This window comes from Mycolicibacterium brisbanense, assembly GCF_001570425.1.
In the GTDB taxonomy this organism is placed as follows: domain Bacteria; phylum Actinomycetota; class Actinomycetes; order Mycobacteriales; family Mycobacteriaceae; genus Mycobacterium; species Mycobacterium brisbanense.
Genome location: NZ_BCSX01000028.1, coordinates 143,114 through 161,758 on the forward strand (window position 1 = coordinate 143,114; position 18,645 = coordinate 161,758).

Consider the following 18,645-nt stretch of genomic DNA (forward strand, 5'->3'; position numbering starts at 1 on the left):
TTCGAGCGTACGCGCGCGCCGCTCAGCGGATCATCTGCGGGAATTCAGCAAATCGATGACCTGACCGACGAGCGCGTCGATGTCGGCTTCGGTGGTGTCAAGCACCAGGTCGGGGTTTTCCGGCGCCTCGTAGGGTGCGTCGACGCCGGTGAGCCCCCGGAGCTCACCGGCACGGGCGCGCGCGTAGAGGCCCTTGGGGTCGCGCCGCTCGCATTCGGCCAGCGAGGTCGCCACATGGATCTCGAGAAACGGCAGCTTCGCGGCGTCGTTGAGCGCCCGTGCCGTATCGCGATCGGACTTCAAAGGCGACACCAGCGAGGCCAGGGCCACCACACCGGCATCGGCCAGGAGCCGGGTCAAATGACCGACGCGGCGGATGTTCTCGGTGCGGTCACCCGCGGAGAAGCCGAGGTCATCGGACAGGCCGTGGCGCAAGTTGTCTCCGTCGAGCAGGTAAGCGACCTGGCCGGCCTCGACCAGCGCCCGCTCGACGGCCACCGCCAGCGTGGATTTACCCGACGCGGGCAGACCCGTGAACCAGATGGTGGCGCCGCGCTGCCCGGTCTTGCCCCACCGGTAGGCGCGATCCAGCGACGACGGATGCCATTTGATGTCGGAGCGGTTGTGCCCGCTGGGCTTGACCTCGCGTGCGTCGAGGATGATCCCGGCGCCGACGGTGTCATTGGACACCTCGTCGATGAGGATGAACGCGCCGTTGTCGCGGTTCTCGGCGTAGGGGTCGGCGACGACGACGGAGCTGGTCCGCAGCGTCACCGAGCCGATGTCGTTGAGCGCCAACTCGACTGGGCCGTCGAGCTCGTCAAGGGTCTCGGGGTCCAGCTTGGTGTGCAGCTCCTGCACCGTGGCTCGCACCGTGCGGGTGCCCTGTTTGAGGGCCAACCGGTCGCCTGCCCGCAATGGTGCGTCGAAGAACCAGCACACCGTGGCGTCCAATTCGCGGGCCAGCACCGGCAATACGGCGTGCTCCGAGCCGCTGACGAAAACGTCGCCGCGCCCCACGTCGATATCGTCGGCCAGCTCGATCGAAACCGACAGTGGCGCAACGCCTACCGATCTGTCGTCGTCGAGGGTGTCCAACGCGGTCACCGTCGAGCGGTTCCCGGCGGGCAAGCTCACGATCGAGTCACCGACACTCAGGGTTCCGGCCGACAGTCGCCCCGTGTAGCGCCGCCGCTGCTCGGACGTGGGGCGGGAAACCCATTGCACCGCCAGACGTAGGTTCGCCGGATCCGGGTGCGGCGCCGACAATTCGATGTCTTCGAGGTAGTCCAGCAGCGTAGGACCGTCGTACCACGACGTGCGCTCGGACCGGTGCACCACATTGTCACCGTGCTTGGCGGCGATGGGGATGACGGTCAGGTCGGCACCGCCGAGTCGGTCGGCGACCTGATGCAGTTCACGCTCCACCTCGGCGAACCGTTCCTTGTCGAAATCGACCAGGTCGATCTTGTTCACGGTGGCGACAAAGTGCTTGATACCCAACAGTTTCGCGATGCGTGCGTGCCTGCGGGTCTGGCGCAGCACCCCGGCGCGAGCGTCGACCAGCAGGATCGCCACATGTGCGTTGGATGCACCGGTGAACATGTTGCGGGTGTAGCGCTCGTGGCCGGGAGTGTCGGCCAGGATATAGCTGCGGGTGGCGGTCGAGAAGAACCGGTACGCCACATCGATGGTGATGCCCTGCTCCCGCTCGGCGCGCAGCCCATCGGACAGGGCGGCCAGATCGGCGACGCCTTCTTCGTCGGTGACGGCCTCGAGGTGATCCAGCGGCAGGCTGTCGGTGTCGTGCAGCAACCGGCCGATCAGGGTGCTCTTGCCGTCGTCGACCGATCCGGCCGTGGTGATGCGAAGCAGTTGACGCGTACTCATCAGAAATAGCCTTCCCGCTTGCGGTCCTCCATCGCCGCCACCGACGTCCGGTCATCGGCACGGGTCTCGCCGCGTTCCGACACTGTGGCAGCAGAGATCTCGGTGATGACACCGTCGATCGTGGTCGCCGTCGAGCGCACCGCGCCGGTGATGGTCAGATCACCCACGGTGCGGTACCGAACCCATTCCACGGCGGCCGTCTCGCCAGGACCGGGCTGCGCGTACTCCGACACCGCGAGCAGGATGCTGTCACGTTCGAACACCTCACGTTGGTGCGCGAAGTAAATCGACGGCAGCTCAAGGTTTTCCAACTGGATGTAGCGCCAGATGTCCAGCTCGGTCCAGTTGGAGAGCGGGAAGACCCGGACCTGCTCGCCCTTGCGGATCCGGCCGTTGTAGAGCGACCAGGGCTCGGGTCGCTGGGCGCGGGGATCCCACTGGCCGAACTCGTCACGGAAACTCAGGATGCGTTCCTTGGCGCGCGCACGTTCCTCGTCGCGACGGGCACCGCCGAATGCGGCATCGAATCCGCCCGCCTCCAAGGCGTCCAACAGGGTTCGGGTCTGTTGCCGGTTGCGGGAGGCGCCCGGGCCCGGGTCGGCCACCCGGCCGCTGTCGATGGTCTCCTGCACCGATCCGATGATCAGCTTGTGTCCGACGCCGGTGGTGCGGCGGTCGCGGAACTCGATCACCTCGGGAAAGTTGTGGCCGGTGTCGACGTGCAACACCGGAAACGGCAGCGGTGACGGCCGAAAGGCCTTCTCCGCCAATCGAAGCAGCACGATCGAATCCTTGCCCGCCGAGAACAGCAGGACCGGCCGCTGCAATTCGGCGACCACCTCGCGGATGATGTGCACGGCTTCGGCTTCCAAGAGTCGCAGCTCGTCGACCTGGGTGAGACCGGCCTCGGCAGTGAGCGTCATACGGGTAGCCCCTCCTTCTCGGCCTCCGAGCGGTAGCGGTCCACCCACTCGTCGGAACGTTGATCGGCCTGACGCTCCAGCACGGGTGGGGGAGCGAGCCGGGGGTCGAGGTTCAGCGCCTCCAGCACCGTGGCGACGACCTCGGTGAGGTTGCGCCACAGGTACGGGTACGAGACGTCGATCGGCTTGATGTCCTCCTCGGCGAACCATGAGCGCCACCCCTCCTCCTGCGCCCGCAGCAGGGTGACGACGTGCGCGATGGCGCCTGCGTGGTACTCGGCGCGCGCGTCACGCACCGGGTCGGGCCTGCCGCGCCACACCCGGGTCTGCACGGCCCGCCAGAACGACACCGCCTGGGACACGACGTCGGGGCGGTACACGTGGATGAGCACAGGGTCGCTGCCGACGACATCGCGGATTGCCGAAAGCAGTCCGGGCCCGGACCGGTCGGGCAGTCCCGCAGCGCGGTCGAGCAGCAGCGGCGTCTGGTTCCACATCAGCTTGCCGCCCCACACGCCGTTGGGAGTGCGGCCCACGGTCTGGATGTAGTCGCGCCAGATCGTTGCCGGGGCCAGATCGGGCTTGCCCTCGTCGAGAGGATCCAGCAGGCGCAGGATCGACTCGTCCTCGACACCCGCGAACCACTGCCGCGGCTGGGGCGACTGACTGGTGGTGGGCAGGTACTGGAAGAACTCCTGCGGTTCCCCGGCTACGCCGGTGGCGCGCAGGGATTCCACGAGCAGCGTGCTGCCGCTGCGCTGCGATGCGAGCACCAGGTAAGCGGTGGGATGGTCCGGCATGGGCGAGACTCTAATCCCATTTTGTTTGCGACGCGCATTCAAGACGGTGACTGGTATTTATATTCACCGTGAACGAAACTATTGTTCGTCGTGGCGCGTTTCGGCGAGGTTGCGATCGGCGGCGATGGCCGATCGGCTGGTGGCGGGGCGCCCGTGAATATGAAGATATGTCTCGGTATATCGCTCGGATATACGGGTGCCCGCGAAGTCCGATGGAATGACGTCGTGGGTCTTTTGCCGCCAGTCGTTCAACTGCATGGCCAGCTCGTCGGCAATTGCCTCGTCCTTATCGGTGCCACCGGGTCCGAGCAGGTTGTTCGACTCTGTGGGGTCGTCCGTGAGGCGGTAGAGCTCGCGGGCCGGGCGGGGTGCGCGGGTCAGGGGCTCGACGATGCGGCCCGGCGGGCTGTCCGCGATATCCCACGGGAGGTCCAACAATGGCCGTCGCGCGTAATTCTCGATATAGCTGTATTCCTTGGTGCGAATCGCGCGAATAGGGTCGAAAGAATCGTGGAAAGTTTTTGTGGTGTACACCGCGGTGCGCACCTCGTCGCCGCCCTCCGAATTGTCCCGAAGATTGCTGGCGTGTGAAAGCCCGTCCACTTCCGCGGGAATCTCCACACCGAGCAGATCCAGCAGGGTGGGCAGCAGGTCGACCCCGCTGAACAGATCGTCATAGCGTCGCGGGGCGATGCCCGAGCCGGTCGGCGGCCGCACGATCAGCGCGATGCCGGTGCCCGCGTCGTACAGCGTCGATTTGGCCCGGGGCAGGGCCGGGCCGTGATCGGTCAGGAACACCACCCAGGTGGTGCGGTCCAGGCCGTTCGCGGCCAGCGCGTCGAGCAGCTCACCGACCTTGGCGTCGGCCAAGGTGATCGAACCGTAGAACTCGGCGAGGTCCTCGCGCACCTCTCCGGCATCGGGCAGATAGTCGGGGACACTCACGCTGTCCGGATCGGCGGGGACGTAACGCTCCCGCGGGTATGGCCGGTGCGTTTCGAAGAAGCCCGTCGTGAGCAGGAACGGTTGGCGCGGCGGCTGGGCCAGCCACGCGGTGGCTTTCGCGGTGACGTATTCACAGAAGGAGTTCGACACGTCGAATTCCTTGTAGCCGAGCGTCGTCGGATACGAGGTTTCGTGTTGCATGCCGAACAGTGCTGTGTACCAGCCTGATTCCGCGAGCAGATGAGGCAGGGTGCGCACACCCGCGTGGTATTCCCAGCCGTGGTGCGCCAGCCCGAGAATGCCGTTGCTCTGTGGATAGCGGCCGCTGAACAGCGAGCCGCGCGACGGCGAACACAACGGCGCGGTGGCATGCGCGCGGGTGAACAGGATGCCCTCGGCGGCCAACGCGTCGAGTCGTGGGCTCGACACATCCGGATGTCCGTAGACACCGAGATAGCGCCCGAGATCGTGCCAGTGCACGATCAGCACATTGCTTTTCACGCTCACGTCCACCTCCTCATCTTTCGAGGCAACCATCCCACAGCGAGAATTTCATCTGTTGTTGGCTTTTGCTCACCACGATCGAAGCGCTATGCAACGCGCGGCGGCCTACTTCCAGGCGAAGACGGGTTGCTCCAGCTCATCGATCCGGTCATGGCGGCCTTCCAGACACAGCCAGCGCAACTGCAGCAGCACAGCGCCGGTGGGGGCGTGGATCAGATCGTTGCCCAGCGGGATCTGCACCACCGGCTTGGGGCTCTCGGGGATGGTGATGTAGCGCGGCGAGTCCGCGCGTTGCAGCTGGTGCAGGCCCACGCGGTAGATCGCGACCACCTCGGCCGGCGACGGGCGCGGGTCCAGCCGGCCGCCACCCCAGATCACCACCGGGGTGATGACGTAGCCGGACCGGGTCGGATAGTCGTCGAGCTGGCCGAGCACGGCGCTGCCCGGCAGTTCGATGCCGACCTCCTCGTGCAGTTCCCGCAGTGCGGCGTCGACCGTCGTCTCGCCCGGATCGAGGCGCCCGCCCGGAAGCGCCCACTGGGCGGCGTGCGAGTTCATCCGAGTCGCCCTGCGGCACAACAGAAACGCAGCACCACCCGAGACGTCGACCATGCGGCCGTCGAGGTTCGCCTCCGGCATCGGACGGCCCCCGATCCATTCGTCGACCGGTGCCGGGTCGACCCGGTCCTCGCCGACGGCGGAATCCACCAGCACCACTGCCACCGCCGCGTGCCGCTTCGTCGGATCCGTCACGGTGTACCGATCGTGGCTCGCCAGGTTGGCCTGGATCTTCCGGCGCAGCGCCTCGTCGTAGCTGATGGTCATCGTCTGACCATAGGCGGCGGTCATCGGTGATCCGGCGGCGCGCTTGAATGAAACGGTGAACACGCGAACCGGATGGCTGATCGCGTCGGCGTTGATCGCTGTCGCGGTGTACGCACTGATGTGGATGGGCTACGGGCTGCACTGGGCCTGGCTGGCCGCGTTCGACGACGCCGGCCTGACGGTGCCCTACCGGTACGGGGCATCCCATCCCGCCTGGGTCACGGGCTGGGACGTGTTCTGCACGGTCCTGAGTCCGGTGACCTTTCGGATCGTGGCCCTGGTGGTCATTGCGGTCGCCGTAGTGCGCCGACAACTGCGGATCGTGCTGTTCTTGCTGCTGTCCGTCGAGTTGAGTGCTCTGCTCACCGAGCTCGCGAAGAACCTGGCCGACCGGCCACGACCGGTCACGGCGCTCGCCTACGCCCCGTCGACATCGTTCCCATCCGGGCACGCGCTGGGCGTGATGGTCGGCGTGCTGGCGCTGCTGGCCGTGGCGTGGCCGTTGCTGCGGGCACCACTGCGCACGTGGCTTGCGGTCGTGGGCGCCGTGGTCATCGTCGCGATCGGGGTGGGTCGGGTGGTGCTCAACGTGCACCACCCGTCCGATGTCGTGGCCGGTTGGGCGCTGGGATATGCCTACTTCGTCGTGTGCTGGCTCGCGGTGCGGCCCTATCCGGCCGTCACGGAAGTGGACGGAACACCGGCAGCGCCCGGTATCGCACGCTGAAATCCGCTTTCGAGCACGACTCTCCGACTTCGCCGTCGTGGGCGAGCACCGTGGGTCCGTCCAAGGTGGTGAACCGGAATTCGGGCACCTGCAGTTCGTGGTAGAGCGGGCTGCGTACGAGCCGGCCCAGGGCGATGGCCGTGGCGATCCGCAGACCGCTGAATCGCCTGCCGCTCTCCAAGATCCGCACATCGAGCAGCCCGTCGTCCATGCGCGGGCGTACGGACGGCGCGAACCCTGACGGCAGGTACGTCGAATTGCCAAGGAAGAACAGTGAAGTCTGCAACGTCTTGTCGTCGTAGGCGATGCGGACCGACCGGTCGCGGCGCAACGTCAGATACGCCGCGTACGCCCCGGCCAGGCGCTTGCCGATCTTGCCTTCGAGCTTCTCGCGCACTCGGACGTAGTTCGGATACGCACCGATGCTCGCGGTGTTGATCACCGTCTTGTCGTCGTTGAGGCGAACCAGATCCACATACGCCGCGCTGCCCTCGCGGATGGCGTCGACCGTCTGTTCGACCGTGTCACACCCGATGTCCCTCGCGAAGTGGTTGAACGTGCCGCCGGGGAAGACCGCCAGCGGAACCCCCGCGTCGAATGCCACTCCGGCAGCGCAGGCGACGGTGCCGTCGCCGCCACCGACCGCGAGCACCTCGCTGCGGGCCGCCGCGTCGCGCATCACCTGCACGACATCGTCGTCTCCACCGAGTTCGACGATCTCGATGTGCGGCAACCTCTTTCGCGCCTCATCGATCACGCGGCCGCCGGTGCCCTCGCCGGAGTCGGGGTTGATCACCAGCACCACGCCGTCACCGTCCGGCCGCGGGTCGGTGTGGTAGCGCAGCGGGTCGGCCGTCGGGACCGCCGAGGTGGGGATGGTGGGCACCACCCTGGCGCCCAGAATGGCGATGCCGGCCCCGATGCCGAATCCGGCGAAGACGTCTCCGGGATAGTGCGCGCCGGTGGCCACGCGCGACAGCCCGACCAGACCTGCGAGCAGCGCCAGCGCGAGACCCACGGGTGGGCTCTCCAGGCCGACGCCCACCGCGAAGGCCGCGGCGCTCGCAGAGTGGCCCGATGGCAGGGAATGCGAGGTGGGGACGCGCCGGGAGCGGCGCGCAAGGGGTATCAGGGCGCGGTCCGGCCGGGGCCGGTGCCACAGCCGTTTGGCGATCTGGTTGGTCACCAGGCTGGTGACGGCCAGGCTGGCCACGCCCCGGACGCTGCCGCGACGCACCGACGAGCCGCCCACTGCGCCCAGCGCAGCCGCGATGGCCAGCCACAGCTTCGAGTGGTCGGCGGCGTTGGTCAGCCGCGGCATGGCCTTGTCGAGCAGCGGGCTGGGGGATTCGGCGACAGCTTCGAACACCTCGCGGTCCAACGTGCCCAGGTCTCGGGCGATCTTTCGCACGTCCATCAACCCAACTTACCGACCGGCCGCGACCTGATCGTGTCCGAACCTTTACGGCGACGAGAGCGTTGCCAGCGACGATGGTTGGGTGCGACGACTGGGAGCCCTGCTGTGCGCCGCGGTGCTGGCTCTGGCGGGAGCGCCGGTGGCAGGCGCGGTCGAGCCGTGGTTCGGCAATTCGGTGGGTACCGCCACGCAGGTGATTTCCGTTGTCGGCGTTGGTGGTTCGAAGGCCATGATGGATGTCTATCAACGGGATGCCACCGGTTGGCAGGCCGTTGCCGCGGGCATCCCGGCCAGCATCGGCGCCAACGGCATGGCTGCCGAAACCCACGACGGCAACATGGCCACGCCGATGGGGGTGTTCTCGCTTGACTTCGCGTTCGGCACTGCGCCCAATCCTGGCGGTGGGCTGCAGTACGTGCAGATCACCGACAACAACCACTGGTGGGACGGCGACGTCAAGAGCCCGACCTACAACACCATGCAGGTATGCCAGAAGGCGCAGTGCCCGTTCAACACCGACCCCGCCAGCGGTACCGAGAACCTGAACATCTCGGCCTACAAGCACGCCGTGGTGATGGGCGTCAACAAGGCTCGGATACCCGGCAACGGTGGTGCGTTCTTCATCCACACCACCGATGGCGGACCGACCGCGGGCTGTGTGGCGATCGACGATGCCAAGCTCGTGCAGATCATGCAGTGGCTGCGGCCCGGCGCGGTGATCGCCGTCGCCAAGTAGGCGTCAAATATGCAGGGCGGTACCGGGTTTGAGGTTGAAGTTCAAGCCCTCCAGTGACATCGTGGCGTCGTAGGTGCGGTCATATCCGGTGCCGCTGATCTTCCAGCCGTCACTCGTGCGGCGATAGGTGTCGTGATAGAACGCCGCGCCGATGAGCATGAAGTTGAAGGCCGGTGCGATCACCCGGTCCTGCAGGTACCACGTCGCCGTGGCCTGGTCACCGGTGACGGTGATCTCGGGGTGCGAGACGTGATGCTCGGTGATGGTCTCGGGTCCCAGTGACTGCCGCATGTAGTCCACCAGGGCGTCGCGGTCGGTGAAATGCAGCGACTCGCCGAGCGACTGCCCGTAGTCGGCGACGACGTCCTCGGTGAGGGTGTCGGCGAATTCTTCCCAGTTCTTGGTGTCCAACGCGCGCAGATAGCGGTATTTGACCTGCTTGACGTCGTCGATGTCGCTCATGCCCGCCATTGCAGCACAATCGCCGGGGCGGGTACAGAGTGCGCCTGCGACGGCATTGTTAGGGTCGTGATGGCGCGGCGCGCGGGGGCTATGCGGTACGTGGGCATCGGTATAGAGCGCGCTGTGAATGGCATGTGGAGTCCAAAAGTGCGATGGCGGAACGTGTTCGATTCGATTACGAAAGTGTGTCAGGGGTCTGAGTGCGTGCCGAACCGACTACTGTGATTCCCGTTATGAGCGACCCGCTTGGGTTGTCGATCGGGACCACCAACCTGGTTGCGGCGCGCGTCGGCAATCAACCTCTGATACGGCGATCGGTATTGACCTTGTCGGCAGACCGCACGCCGCAGGTCGGCGCGCCTGCCGACGGGCACGGCGTGACATTGGCCGGGTTCGTCGAACGGGTCGGTGACCCGGTCCCTCTGGTCGCTCCCGACGGAGCGTCGTACCTGGCCGACGCCCTGCTGGTCGAGGCGCTCGATGCGATGGTCGACGCCGCGGGCGGCCCGTCGCCGCAGCTGGCGATCGCGGTTCCCGCCCACTGGGGCGCTCCGACGCTGCGCGCGTTGCGCAGCGCCATGCGGACCAATCCGAATCTCTCCCACGACGGGATGCCCGCGCGGCTGGTCTCCGATGCCGTGGCGTCGCTGACGGCGCTGCGGGCCAACCCGGGCCTGCCGCTCAGCGGTGTGGTGGCGCTGCTCGATTTCGGTGGTGGCGGCACCAGCATCACGTTGGCCGACGCGGGAGCGTCCTTCGAACCGATCGACGAGACCACCCGGTATGCCGACTTCTCGGGCGACCAGATCGACCAGGCGCTGCTGACCCATGTGCTCGACGGCGTCGCGCAGGCCGGTGGTATCGAGCCCGCCGGCACCACGGCGGTGGGGTCGTTGGCCCGACTGCGCGAGGAGTGCAGACAGGCCAAGGAGCGGTTGTCCGCGGAGACGGCGACCGACCTCATGGTCGAGCTCCCGGGATATTCGGCGACGGTTCGGGTGACCCGTGCCGAGCTCGAGACGCTGATGCGGCAGCCACTGGCCGGTGCGTTGACCGCCCTGGAAACCGCCTTGGAGCGCAACGGGATTGGCTGGCCTGCGGTGGCCGCTGTGGTCACTATCGGCGGCGGCGCGAACATTCCGCTTGTCACCCAACAACTTTCGGAACATTCGCAAGCTCAGGTGGTGACCACGCCGCAGCCCGCACTGGACGCCGCGATCGGTGGCGCACTCGCCGCGGCATATTCGGCCGAGGCCGAGGTGCAGACCGGGGTGGCGCCGACCCTGGAAGCCACCGCTGCGACCCCGATCCCCGACATGACGCCCCAGGAACCGGATTCGTCGACGTTCCGGGCGCTGGCCTGGTCTCAGGACGACACCGACGACGACGTGGTGCCATACACCGGGCCGGATCTGGACTCCTTCGGAACCCACACCGCCGCCCGCCCCACCGTGCACTATGTGCCGCGGACCGGTCCGATCGAAGAGCCCCGCTCCGCGTGGCAGAAGCTGCCGGTGGCAGTGTTCGGCGTCGCCGCCGCGCTGGTGATCGTCGCGATCGGCGGCGTCACCTACGCATTGACCAGTGCCACGGACACCGCGACGACATCTGTGGCGCCCCCGCCTCCACCACAACCCGTGACGCAGAAGCAGGCGGCGCCGGTAGAGCCGCCCCCGCCGTCGGCGGCACCGCCGCCCCCGCCGGTCACCGAGGCGGCCCCGCCGCCCGCGCCGGTCACCGAGGCGCCTCCACCCCCTCCGCCGCCGCAGACGGAGACACGGGTGGTGACTGTGACGTCGACACCGCCGCCACCACCACCGACGCACACGACCACCACGACGACCACGACCACTGAAACGACGACGACCACGCCGCCGACCACGACCACCACGACACCGACGACGACCACCACCACGACGAATCCGATGACGACGACCTACATCACGGTGCCGTTTGTCCCGGTGCCGATTCCGATTCAGGTGCCGAACACGAGCCCGACCACCCAGCAGCCGCAATACCCGTATCAGCAGAATCCGTATCAGCAGAACCCGTACCAGCCGCAGTATCCCTATCAGCAGCAGAATCCGTACGGATCGCCCTATCAGCCCTAGCGGGTGGAGCCGCGGACGATGAGGCGGCCCTGCAGATCTCCGGTCGGTATCGGACGGTCCACGGCGTCAAGATGATTGGCGAGCCGCGTGACGGCGACGCGGGCCAGTAGTTCGGGTCCGAGGTCGATCGCGGTGATGGGTGGAGTGGCCGAGCGGGTGTGCTCGGAATCCGACCCGGCGATGAGTTGGACATCGTGCGGTACCCGCAGGCCACCCTCCGTGAGGGCGGTGAGCAGGCCGGCGGCGTGTCGCCCGGTGAGGCAGTAAACGGCATCGGGAAAGCTTGTGGCGCTGAACAATTCGCGATATGCGGCGGATCCGCCGGCAAGCCCTGCGGTTTCGGGTTGGTGGACGACGAGCGGGTCTTGCTCGCGTTGCGCTGTCCAGGACCGATAGGCCGCCTCGGCATCGATGTTCCAGGAGTTGCGGTCGGTTCCGGTGACCAGTGCGATGCGGCGGGCGCCGCTGCCCCGGAGGTGGTCGAGCACCTGCAGCGTCATCGGTGTGGTGCCGGTGTCGATCCAGCTGTCGTAGCCCGCGTTCTCCGGGTCGCGGCCCACGGTCAGGAATGGCATCCGTTCCTCGGTGAGCATGGCGACCAGAGGGTCGTTCTGTACCGGCTCGGTGATGAGGAATCCGTCGCAGGCCAGTGCGGCCGCCGGCGAGCTGTCCTGCGTCGGGTCGGAGACGAGCATGAGCCCGTAGCCCAGCTCCATGGCGGCCAACGCGGCCTGGCCGGCGAACCGGAGGAAGTAGTCGACGCCCTCGGGCAGGAACGAGTCGAGGGTCTCAAGCGGACGTAGGACAAGGGCGATCACACCGAGCCTGTTGTTGCGCAGGCCGCGGGCTACGGCGTCGGGGCGGTAACCCATTGCCCGGGCCACTTCGCGGACATGCTCGCGGGTGCCCGCGGCAACCACACCCTTGCCGCTGAACGTGTGGGACACGGTCGTGGCGGACACGCCGGCGCGGCGTGCCACGTCATGGATGGTCGGCCGTACCCGTCGTTCTGCCACGACCGCCACCGTAGCAAGGCGTCAACCAGGGACAAATCGATTTGAGAAAATTCGCGGCCAGCATTGCCCAAATCGATTTGGATACGTAGCGTGACCGCCATCACGTTCCTCCCACCCTCACGGAGAGCCCATGGCACCCACGACGGCTGAACCCGCCGCCCCCGGCCTTCTACCCGCCGCCGATCAGGCCGGTTGGGTGGAGAGCCACGGCATCGACTACATCCCCGAGGCCGAACGACACGGCCTCGCCCGCGAGCTGTTCGCGGTATGGGCCGCGCCCAACGTCGGCTATCTGGCCCTGGTGGTCGGCGGCACGCTCGTCCTGATGGGCCTGAGTCTGTGGCAGGCCCTGGCCGTCATCGTCGTCGGCAACCTGTTCTCCGTCCTCACCGGCATCGTGGCCGCCAGCGGCCCAGCCTCGGGCACCCCCAGCGAGGTCATCACCCGCGCGATGTTCGGGGTCCGGGGCAACCGCGTGAACATCCTGATCACGAGCTGGTTCATCAGCGTCTGCTACCTCGCACTGAACTGGGCGGCGGCCTCCTACACCGCCTTTCGGCTGGCCGAACGGTTCGGCATCGAGGTGAACCTCGCCGTCAAGATCGTGCTGATCCTGGCCATCGCCGGGATCACTCTGGCCGTCAGTGTGTACGGCCACGCCACCATCGTGCGGCTGTACCAGCCGCTGGCGCTGGTGCTCACCGCCGTGTTCGTGGTCATGGCGGTGTTCGTGCTCAGCCGGGCGAATTGGGGCTATCAGCCCGCCGAGCCGTTGCACGGCATCGGATTGTGGGCGGTCGTCGCGGCCGGCCTGGCGATCGTCGCCTCGGCCCCGCTGTCCTACACCAACAGTGCCGATTTCGCCCGCTACCTGCCGTCGGCCACCTCGCCGGTGGCGGTGGCGGGCTGGACCACCCTGGGTGCATTCGTGCCCAGTGTGCTGACCACCGGGCTCGGTGCGCTGGCCGCGACCGCGTTGAACATGGCCGACCCGGAGAGCGCGCTGGAGGGCGTGCTGCCGTCCTGGTTCATCCCCGTCTTCCTGATCGCGGTCATCGTCGGCACCATGGCCAACAACGCCATGACCGCCTACAGCTCGGGTCTGGCGCTGCAGGCCGTCGGGCTGCGGCTGCGTCGTTCGCGCAGCGTCCTGCTCGACGGGTCCATCGGCGCGGCCATGACGATGTATGCGCTGCTGGTATCGAACTTCCTTGACACCGTGAGCAATATGATGCAACTCGTGGTCACAGTGATGGGGCCGGTGATGGCCGTCTACGTCGCCGACGTGCTATGGCGGCGCAACGATTACGACGGGCCGGGGCTCAGCGATCAGACGCCGGCCAGCCCGTACTGGTACACCGCAGGGGTCAACCGGGCCGGCGCCATCGCCGTGCTGGTCGGGATCGCTCTGAGCCTGTTGTGCGTGGCCGCCGAGGTGTACACCGGGCCGATCGCGAAAGCCATTGACGGGGTGGACCTCTCCCTTCCCGTCGGCCTGCTGGTACCCGCTGTGCTGTACGTCGTCCTGATGGGCCGCCGCAAGCAGGTGTCCCGATGACGACTCGTGCGACCGTCGTCGTCGGCGCCGCAACACCGGCCGAACGCGGCCGGGCCCGCGGTCATGCCCTGCGCGCGGAACTTCCCGCCGCGGTTGACCTGTACTTCGAACTGTTCCGCACCGTCGGAATCGATGACGGGACAGTGCGTTCCGATACGGCCCGCATCGCCGACATCATCACGGCGTGGGACCCGCGGTTCACCGAGGAAATCGCTGGCGTCGCCGACGGATCCGGGGTGGAGCTGTGGCGACTCATGGCCGTCAACGCCCGCACCGAGATCCTGTCCCAGGCCCTCGGCAGCCGGCCGGGAGAATGTTCCACCATCGGACGCCTGCCCGCGTCGGGATCGCCGTTCGGTATCCAGACCTGGGACTGGCACCAGGAGATGGACCCGTTCTGGCACCCGCAGACCGTCAGCGGCACCCCGTATTCGTATGTGGGCCTCACCGAGCACGGCATGCTCGGCAAGATCGGCGTCAACAGCGCCGGGCTCGGCTTGTTCTTCAACATCCTGGGCCACCGCGATGACGCGCCTGCCGGGGTACCGGTGCATGTACTGGCCGCGGCAGTGCTCGGGACCGCGGGCAGTGTGGCCGAGGCCCTGGACGTGCTGCGTTCGGCGCCGATCAGCACCTCCGGGGCCTTCACCCTGCTCGACACCGAGACGGCCGTGTGCGCCGAGCTCAGCCCCCACGGCGTCGCGGTGCTGCCACAGCGCGGCGGCTTCCTGCCCCACACCAACCACTTCCTCGATGCGCGCAATACGCCGTTCGAGAAGCCCGGACTCTACGACCCCGATTCGCAGGACCGGCTGCGGCTCATAGAGTCTCGGCTTCAGAGTTATCCGGTGCCGGTGCAGGCCGATGACCTCGTCCCGTTCCTGCACTCCGATCCCGGCCAGCCGCAACTGTGCTGCGTGCCGACGCCGGGCGCGGTGTTCGGCCAACGCTGGGCAACACTGGCCACCGTCCAGCTCGAACCCGAGCACCGCCGGGCCCGCATCCTGGCGGGTACGCCCCGGGAGGCCCGGGACGGGGCCTGGTACGTCCTATCCGCAGCGCAGGTGGCAGTGTGACCACGCACTACCGGGCTGGCCGGATCTTCACCGCAGCCCAACCCGAATGGGCGCAGTCGCTCGTCGTCTCCGGGTCCGAGCTGGTGTTCGTCGGGGACACCGCAACGGCCGACGCCCTGCCCGGCATCACCCGCACGGTCGAGCTCGACGGTGCGTTGGTATTGCCCGGCTTCATCGACGCGCACACCCACCTCGTCTCGCTGGGGCAGTCACTGCAACAGGTGGACCTGTTCGACGCCGTCGACCTCGCTGACATCCAAAGTCGCTTGACCGCAGCGGCTTCCGCGGACCCATCGGCCCCACGAATCCTGGGCCGCAGCTGGCTGTACACCCCGCTGGCCGGCCGTACCCCTGACCGGCACATGCTCGACGCCGCCGTTGCGGACCGCCCGGTGTACCTCGCGTCCAACGATGTGCACTCGGCGTGGGTGAACACCGCGGCGCTGCGCGAGCTGGGAATCGACGCAGGCACACCGGATCCCATCGGCGGCACCATCGAGCGCGACGCCGACGGCAACGCCACCGGCATGTTGTACGAAACGGCCGCACTGGGTTTGATGCGGACCTTCCTCGACAGCACCGTCACCAACGAGGAACGCGACGCTGCGCTGGCCGCGACCTTCACGCACTATCTCGCTGCCGGAGTGACGGGCGCGGTCGACATGGGGCTCGACGGCGCGGACCTGCCTGCGCTGGAACGTGCCCTGGCCGCAGGCAACGGCACCCTGCCACTGCGGATCGCGGGGCACTGGTTGGTGAACCGGACCGCGTCGACTGCCGAGAACCTGGCGCAGGTGCAGGAGGCAATCGAGCTGAACCGCCGCCTGTCCGGACCGTGGCTGCGTATCGCCGGCATCAAGATCCTCGTCGACGGAGTCATCGACAGCTGCACCGCGGCAATGAAAGAGCCCTACGCTGACGGGAGCCATCCAGGGCCGATCTGGGATCTGCAAGCGCTGGCACCGGTGGTGGCCGCGGCCGACGCCGCGGGGCTGCAGGTCGCCATGCATGCCATCGGCGACGAGGCCTCCGACATCGCGTTGTCCGCGCTTGAGCATACGACAGAGGTCAACGGACCGCGCGACCGCAGACATCGCATCGAGCATCTGGAGACCGTGACCGAGGCCAACGTCGCGCGACTGGCTCGGCTCGGGGTCGTCGCCTCGATGCAGCCGGTACACGCCGATCCGGCGATCGCCGACAACTGGCGGGCCATGCTCGGCGACAGCCGGGCCGACCGAGGGTTCCCGTGGCCCGAATTCTCCGCTGCCGGTGCGACGTTGGCGTTCGGCTCGGATGCGCCCACCGCGCCGTACCCCCCGCTGCCGAACATGTATGTGGCCACCACCCGGCGATCACCGAGCGATCCGTCGTTGGCGCCCAATCTGCCGGACTACGCGCTGCCCCTGGCAGAGGCGCTCGCGCACGGCACCCGCGACGCCGCGTACTCGTGCCGGTGGGAGCACGTGACGGGCCGGCTGGTCACCGGATACGCAGCCGACTTCGTTGTGCTGGACCGCGATCCGTTCGCCGTCGGTGCCGATGCCCTGCTGACGGCGCAGGTGCGGATCACCGTGGCTGCGGGCCACGAACACGTGGCGTGATCCCCGCGCCGAATTCGACGAAAACGCTGCTCGCAATCGCGATCTACTGCATCTACGTCGAATTCGGCGTCAAGTCGAGCAGGTTTCTCGGATGGAAGCACGCCGCGGCGTGCGCGGGCTGCAGTTCCTCCAGCGGAGGCGTGTCCGTCTTGCACACCTCGGTGCACCACGGGCACCGCGTGTGGAAGCTGCAGCCCGGCGGCGGGTTGATCGGGCTGGGCACATCACCCTCGAGCACCAACCGCTCGCGTTCGGTATTGCGTTTCGGATCCGGGATGGGCACCGCGGACAACAGCGCATTCGAGTAGGGGTGCAGCGGCCTGCCGTACAGGGCGTCGGCGTCGGCGTTCTCGACCACCTTGCCGAGATACATCACCGCGACCCGGTCCGACACCTGCCGGATCACTCCCAGATCGTGAGCCACGAACAGGTAGGACAATCCGAAGTCCTCCTGCAGTTCCTTGAGCAGGTTGATGATCTGCGCCTGCACCGAGACGTCCAGCGCCGACACCGGCTCGTCGGCGATGACCAGCTTGGGTTGTAGGGCAACGGCTCTGGCGATCCCGATGCGTTGGCGCTGTCCGCCGGAGAACTCGTGGGGAAACCGGTTGTAGTGCTCAGCGCGCAGGCCGACCCGGTCGAGCAGTTCCTGCACCTTGCGTTTGAGGTCGGCCCCGCTGGCCAGACCATGCAACTCCAGCGGGTCACCGATGATCTGGCCCACGCGTTTGCGCGGGTTCAGCGACGCGTACGGGTCCTGGAAGATCATCTGGATCTCGCGGCGCATCCGACGCAGTTCACGCGGCGAGCGCCCGACCAATTCCTCGCCGGCGAAGCGTACCGACCCCGATGTGGGTTTGATGAGCTGCAGGATGGCTCGACACAATGTCGACTTGCCACTGCCGGATTCACCGACCAGACCCAGCGTTTCACCCTCGTTGAGGGTCAGGCTCACTCCATCGACCGCCCGCACCTGCGCGACCTCCCGGTCGATCACCACACCGGATTTGATCGGGAAGTGCTTGATCAGGTCGGTCACTTCCAACAGCGCGGTCACCGCCGGTCCCACTTCTCGGTCAGCGGCAGCCAGCAGCGATCCAGATGGGTACCGCTGTTGCGGGCTTCCAATGGGGGAGGCTCGACGCACTTGTCGAACGCATGCGGGCAGCGTGGGGCGAACCGGCATCCTTGCGGTGGATCGAGCAGTGACGGCGGTTGCCCGGAGATCTGCGTCAGGCGTGCCGTGCGGGGCTGATCAAGGCGCGTCATCGATCCCAAAAGGCCCCAGGTGTACGGATGTTGCGGATCGTAGAAGATCTCGTCGAGGGTGCCGTTCTCCACGATCTGTCCGGCGTACATCACCGCGACGCGATCGGCGACTTCCGCCACCACACCCAGGTCGTGCGTGATCAGGACAACCGCCAGCCCGCGGTCGGCGTTGAGTTGCTCTATCAGGCGCAGGATCTGGGCCTGGACCGTGACATCCAGTGCGGTCGTCGGCTCGTCGGCGATGAGCAACTCCGGTTCCAGGGCCAGCGCCATGGCGATCATGACGCGCTGCCGCATACCGCCGGAGAACTCGTGCGGATAGTCCCGCACCCGACGCTCCGGATGCGGAATGCCCACGGCGCGTAGCAGTTCCACGGCCTGCTCGCGAGCCTGAGCCTTCGAGACATCGCGGTGCGCGCGGATCATCTCGACGATCTGATCGCCAACCCGGTAAACCGGGTTCAGGGATGTCATGGGGTCCTGGAACACCATTGCGATGTGCTCGCCTCGCACCGTGCGCAGCGCATCGTCATCGAGTCCGGTGATCTCTCGACCGGCGAAGCCGACCGATCCCGCAATGGTTGTGTTGGGGCCGCGGGTCAGGCCGATCAAGGTCTGTGCCGTCACGCTCTTCCCTGACCCGGATTCCCCGACAACGGCGAGGATTTCACCGCGGGCCAGGGTGAAGGACACTCCGTCGACGGCCTCGAGGACACCGTCTTCGGTGGTGAAGCTGACGCGTAGCTCGTCGACCTCGAGGAGTTCACTCATGCCAATGATTC

Annotated in this window: 16 protein-coding genes; 6 read left to right on the top strand and 10 right to left on the bottom strand. The window is 67.3% G+C overall.

All coding sequences use genetic code 11. The features are described from left to right. Positions 1-30 precede the first annotated feature (30 nt). From cysC to RMCB_RS17205, 5 genes are all read right to left on the bottom strand, one after another. Positions 31-1,890, bottom strand: a complete 1,860-nt coding sequence (cysC, locus tag RMCB_RS17185; protein WP_029366816.1) for a sulfate adenylyltransferase subunit CysN — start codon at positions 1,888-1,890, stop codon at positions 31-33. Next, positions 1,890-2,813 (bottom strand): sulfate adenylyltransferase subunit CysD, encoded by a 924-nt coding sequence (gene cysD, locus RMCB_RS17190; RefSeq protein WP_062829733.1) that lies wholly within the window; start codon positions 2,811-2,813, stop codon positions 1,890-1,892. Before cysD ends, cysC begins: the two co-directional genes overlap by 1 nt. After that, positions 2,810-3,613 (bottom strand): trehalose 2-sulfotransferase, encoded by an 804-nt coding sequence (gene stf0 / locus RMCB_RS17195; RefSeq protein ID WP_029366818.1) that lies wholly within the window; start codon positions 3,611-3,613, stop codon positions 2,810-2,812. Before stf0 ends, cysD begins: the two co-directional genes overlap by 4 nt. A 78-nt stretch (positions 3,614-3,691) precedes the next feature. Continuing rightward, complete coding sequence (locus RMCB_RS17200) at positions 3,692-5,065, bottom strand: sulfatase family protein (RefSeq protein WP_234792151.1); 1,374 nt, start codon at positions 5,063-5,065, stop codon at positions 3,692-3,694. A gap of 102 nt (positions 5,066-5,167) precedes the next feature. After that, positions 5,168-5,887 (bottom strand): NUDIX hydrolase, encoded by a 720-nt coding sequence (locus RMCB_RS17205; RefSeq protein WP_062829807.1) that lies wholly within the window; start codon positions 5,885-5,887, stop codon positions 5,168-5,170. 55 nt (positions 5,888-5,942) lie between these two features. On the opposite strand from RMCB_RS17205, the gene RMCB_RS17210 reads away from it, so the two are divergent. Beyond that, positions 5,943-6,614 (top strand): phosphatase PAP2 family protein, encoded by a 672-nt coding sequence (locus RMCB_RS17210; RefSeq protein ID WP_062829735.1) that lies wholly within the window; start codon positions 5,943-5,945, stop codon positions 6,612-6,614. Here RMCB_RS17210 and RMCB_RS17215 read toward each other — a convergent pair. After that, a complete protein-coding gene (locus RMCB_RS17215; protein WP_062829736.1) occupies positions 6,568-8,031 on the bottom strand; it encodes a bifunctional phosphatase PAP2/diacylglycerol kinase family protein in 1,464 nt (487 codons plus the stop codon). The two genes, RMCB_RS17210 and RMCB_RS17215, sit on opposite strands and share 47 nt — an antisense overlap. Before the next feature lie 82 nt (positions 8,032-8,113). Between RMCB_RS17215 and RMCB_RS17220 the strand changes: the two genes are divergently transcribed. Then, positions 8,114-8,767: a L,D-transpeptidase family protein gene (locus RMCB_RS17220; protein WP_029366823.1), complete on the top strand. Its 654-nt coding sequence runs from the start codon at positions 8,114-8,116 to the stop codon at positions 8,765-8,767. A gap of 3 nt (positions 8,768-8,770) precedes the next feature. On the opposite strand, the gene RMCB_RS17225 is transcribed toward RMCB_RS17220, so the two are convergent. Next, positions 8,771-9,238, bottom strand: coding sequence for a nuclear transport factor 2 family protein (locus RMCB_RS17225; RefSeq protein ID WP_036422455.1), 468 nt, complete (start codon positions 9,236-9,238; stop codon positions 8,771-8,773). Positions 9,239-9,462: 224 nt separating this feature from the next. Between RMCB_RS17225 and RMCB_RS17230 the strand changes: the two genes are divergently transcribed. Further along, the gene (locus tag RMCB_RS17230) at positions 9,463-11,340 is read left to right on the top strand and encodes an Hsp70 family protein (protein WP_062829737.1); all 1,878 of its coding nucleotides are present in this window, start codon (positions 9,463-9,465) and stop codon (positions 11,338-11,340) included. Here the strand turns inward: RMCB_RS17230 and RMCB_RS17235 are convergent. Next, complete coding sequence (locus RMCB_RS17235) at positions 11,337-12,356, bottom strand: LacI family DNA-binding transcriptional regulator (protein ID WP_062829808.1); 1,020 nt, start codon at positions 12,354-12,356, stop codon at positions 11,337-11,339. The two genes, RMCB_RS17230 and RMCB_RS17235, sit on opposite strands and share 4 nt — an antisense overlap. A 130-nt stretch (positions 12,357-12,486) precedes the next feature. Here RMCB_RS17235 and RMCB_RS17240 point away from each other — a divergent pair, with 130 nt between their 5' ends. The 3 genes from RMCB_RS17240 to RMCB_RS17250 are packed head-to-tail and all read left to right on the top strand — an operon-like array spanning position 12,487 to position 16,594. Then, positions 12,487-13,914: a purine-cytosine permease family protein gene (locus RMCB_RS17240; RefSeq protein ID WP_062829738.1), complete on the top strand. Its 1,428-nt coding sequence runs from the start codon at positions 12,487-12,489 to the stop codon at positions 13,912-13,914. Continuing rightward, positions 13,911-14,990 carry a C45 family autoproteolytic acyltransferase/hydrolase gene (locus RMCB_RS17245; RefSeq protein ID WP_062829739.1) on the top strand — a complete coding sequence of 360 codons (1,080 nt, stop codon included), beginning with the start codon at positions 13,911-13,913 and terminating at the stop codon, positions 14,988-14,990. Before RMCB_RS17240 ends, RMCB_RS17245 begins: the two co-directional genes overlap by 4 nt. After that, on the top strand, positions 14,987-16,594 hold the full coding sequence (locus tag RMCB_RS17250) for an amidohydrolase (protein WP_062829740.1): 1,608 nt from the start codon (positions 14,987-14,989) through the stop codon (positions 16,592-16,594). Before RMCB_RS17245 ends, RMCB_RS17250 begins: the two co-directional genes overlap by 4 nt. Before the next feature lie 52 nt (positions 16,595-16,646). Here the strand turns inward: RMCB_RS17250 and RMCB_RS17255 are convergent, their stop codons facing one another. Then, positions 16,647-17,651 carry an ABC transporter ATP-binding protein gene (locus tag RMCB_RS17255; protein WP_062829809.1) on the bottom strand — a complete coding sequence of 335 codons (1,005 nt, stop codon included), beginning with the start codon at positions 17,649-17,651 and terminating at the stop codon, positions 16,647-16,649. Continuing rightward, a complete protein-coding gene (locus RMCB_RS17260) occupies positions 17,648-18,634 on the bottom strand; it encodes an ABC transporter ATP-binding protein (RefSeq protein ID WP_062829741.1) in 987 nt (328 codons plus the stop codon). The genes RMCB_RS17255 and RMCB_RS17260 overlap by 4 nt, the downstream gene beginning before the upstream one ends. Positions 18,635-18,645 lie beyond the last annotated feature (11 nt).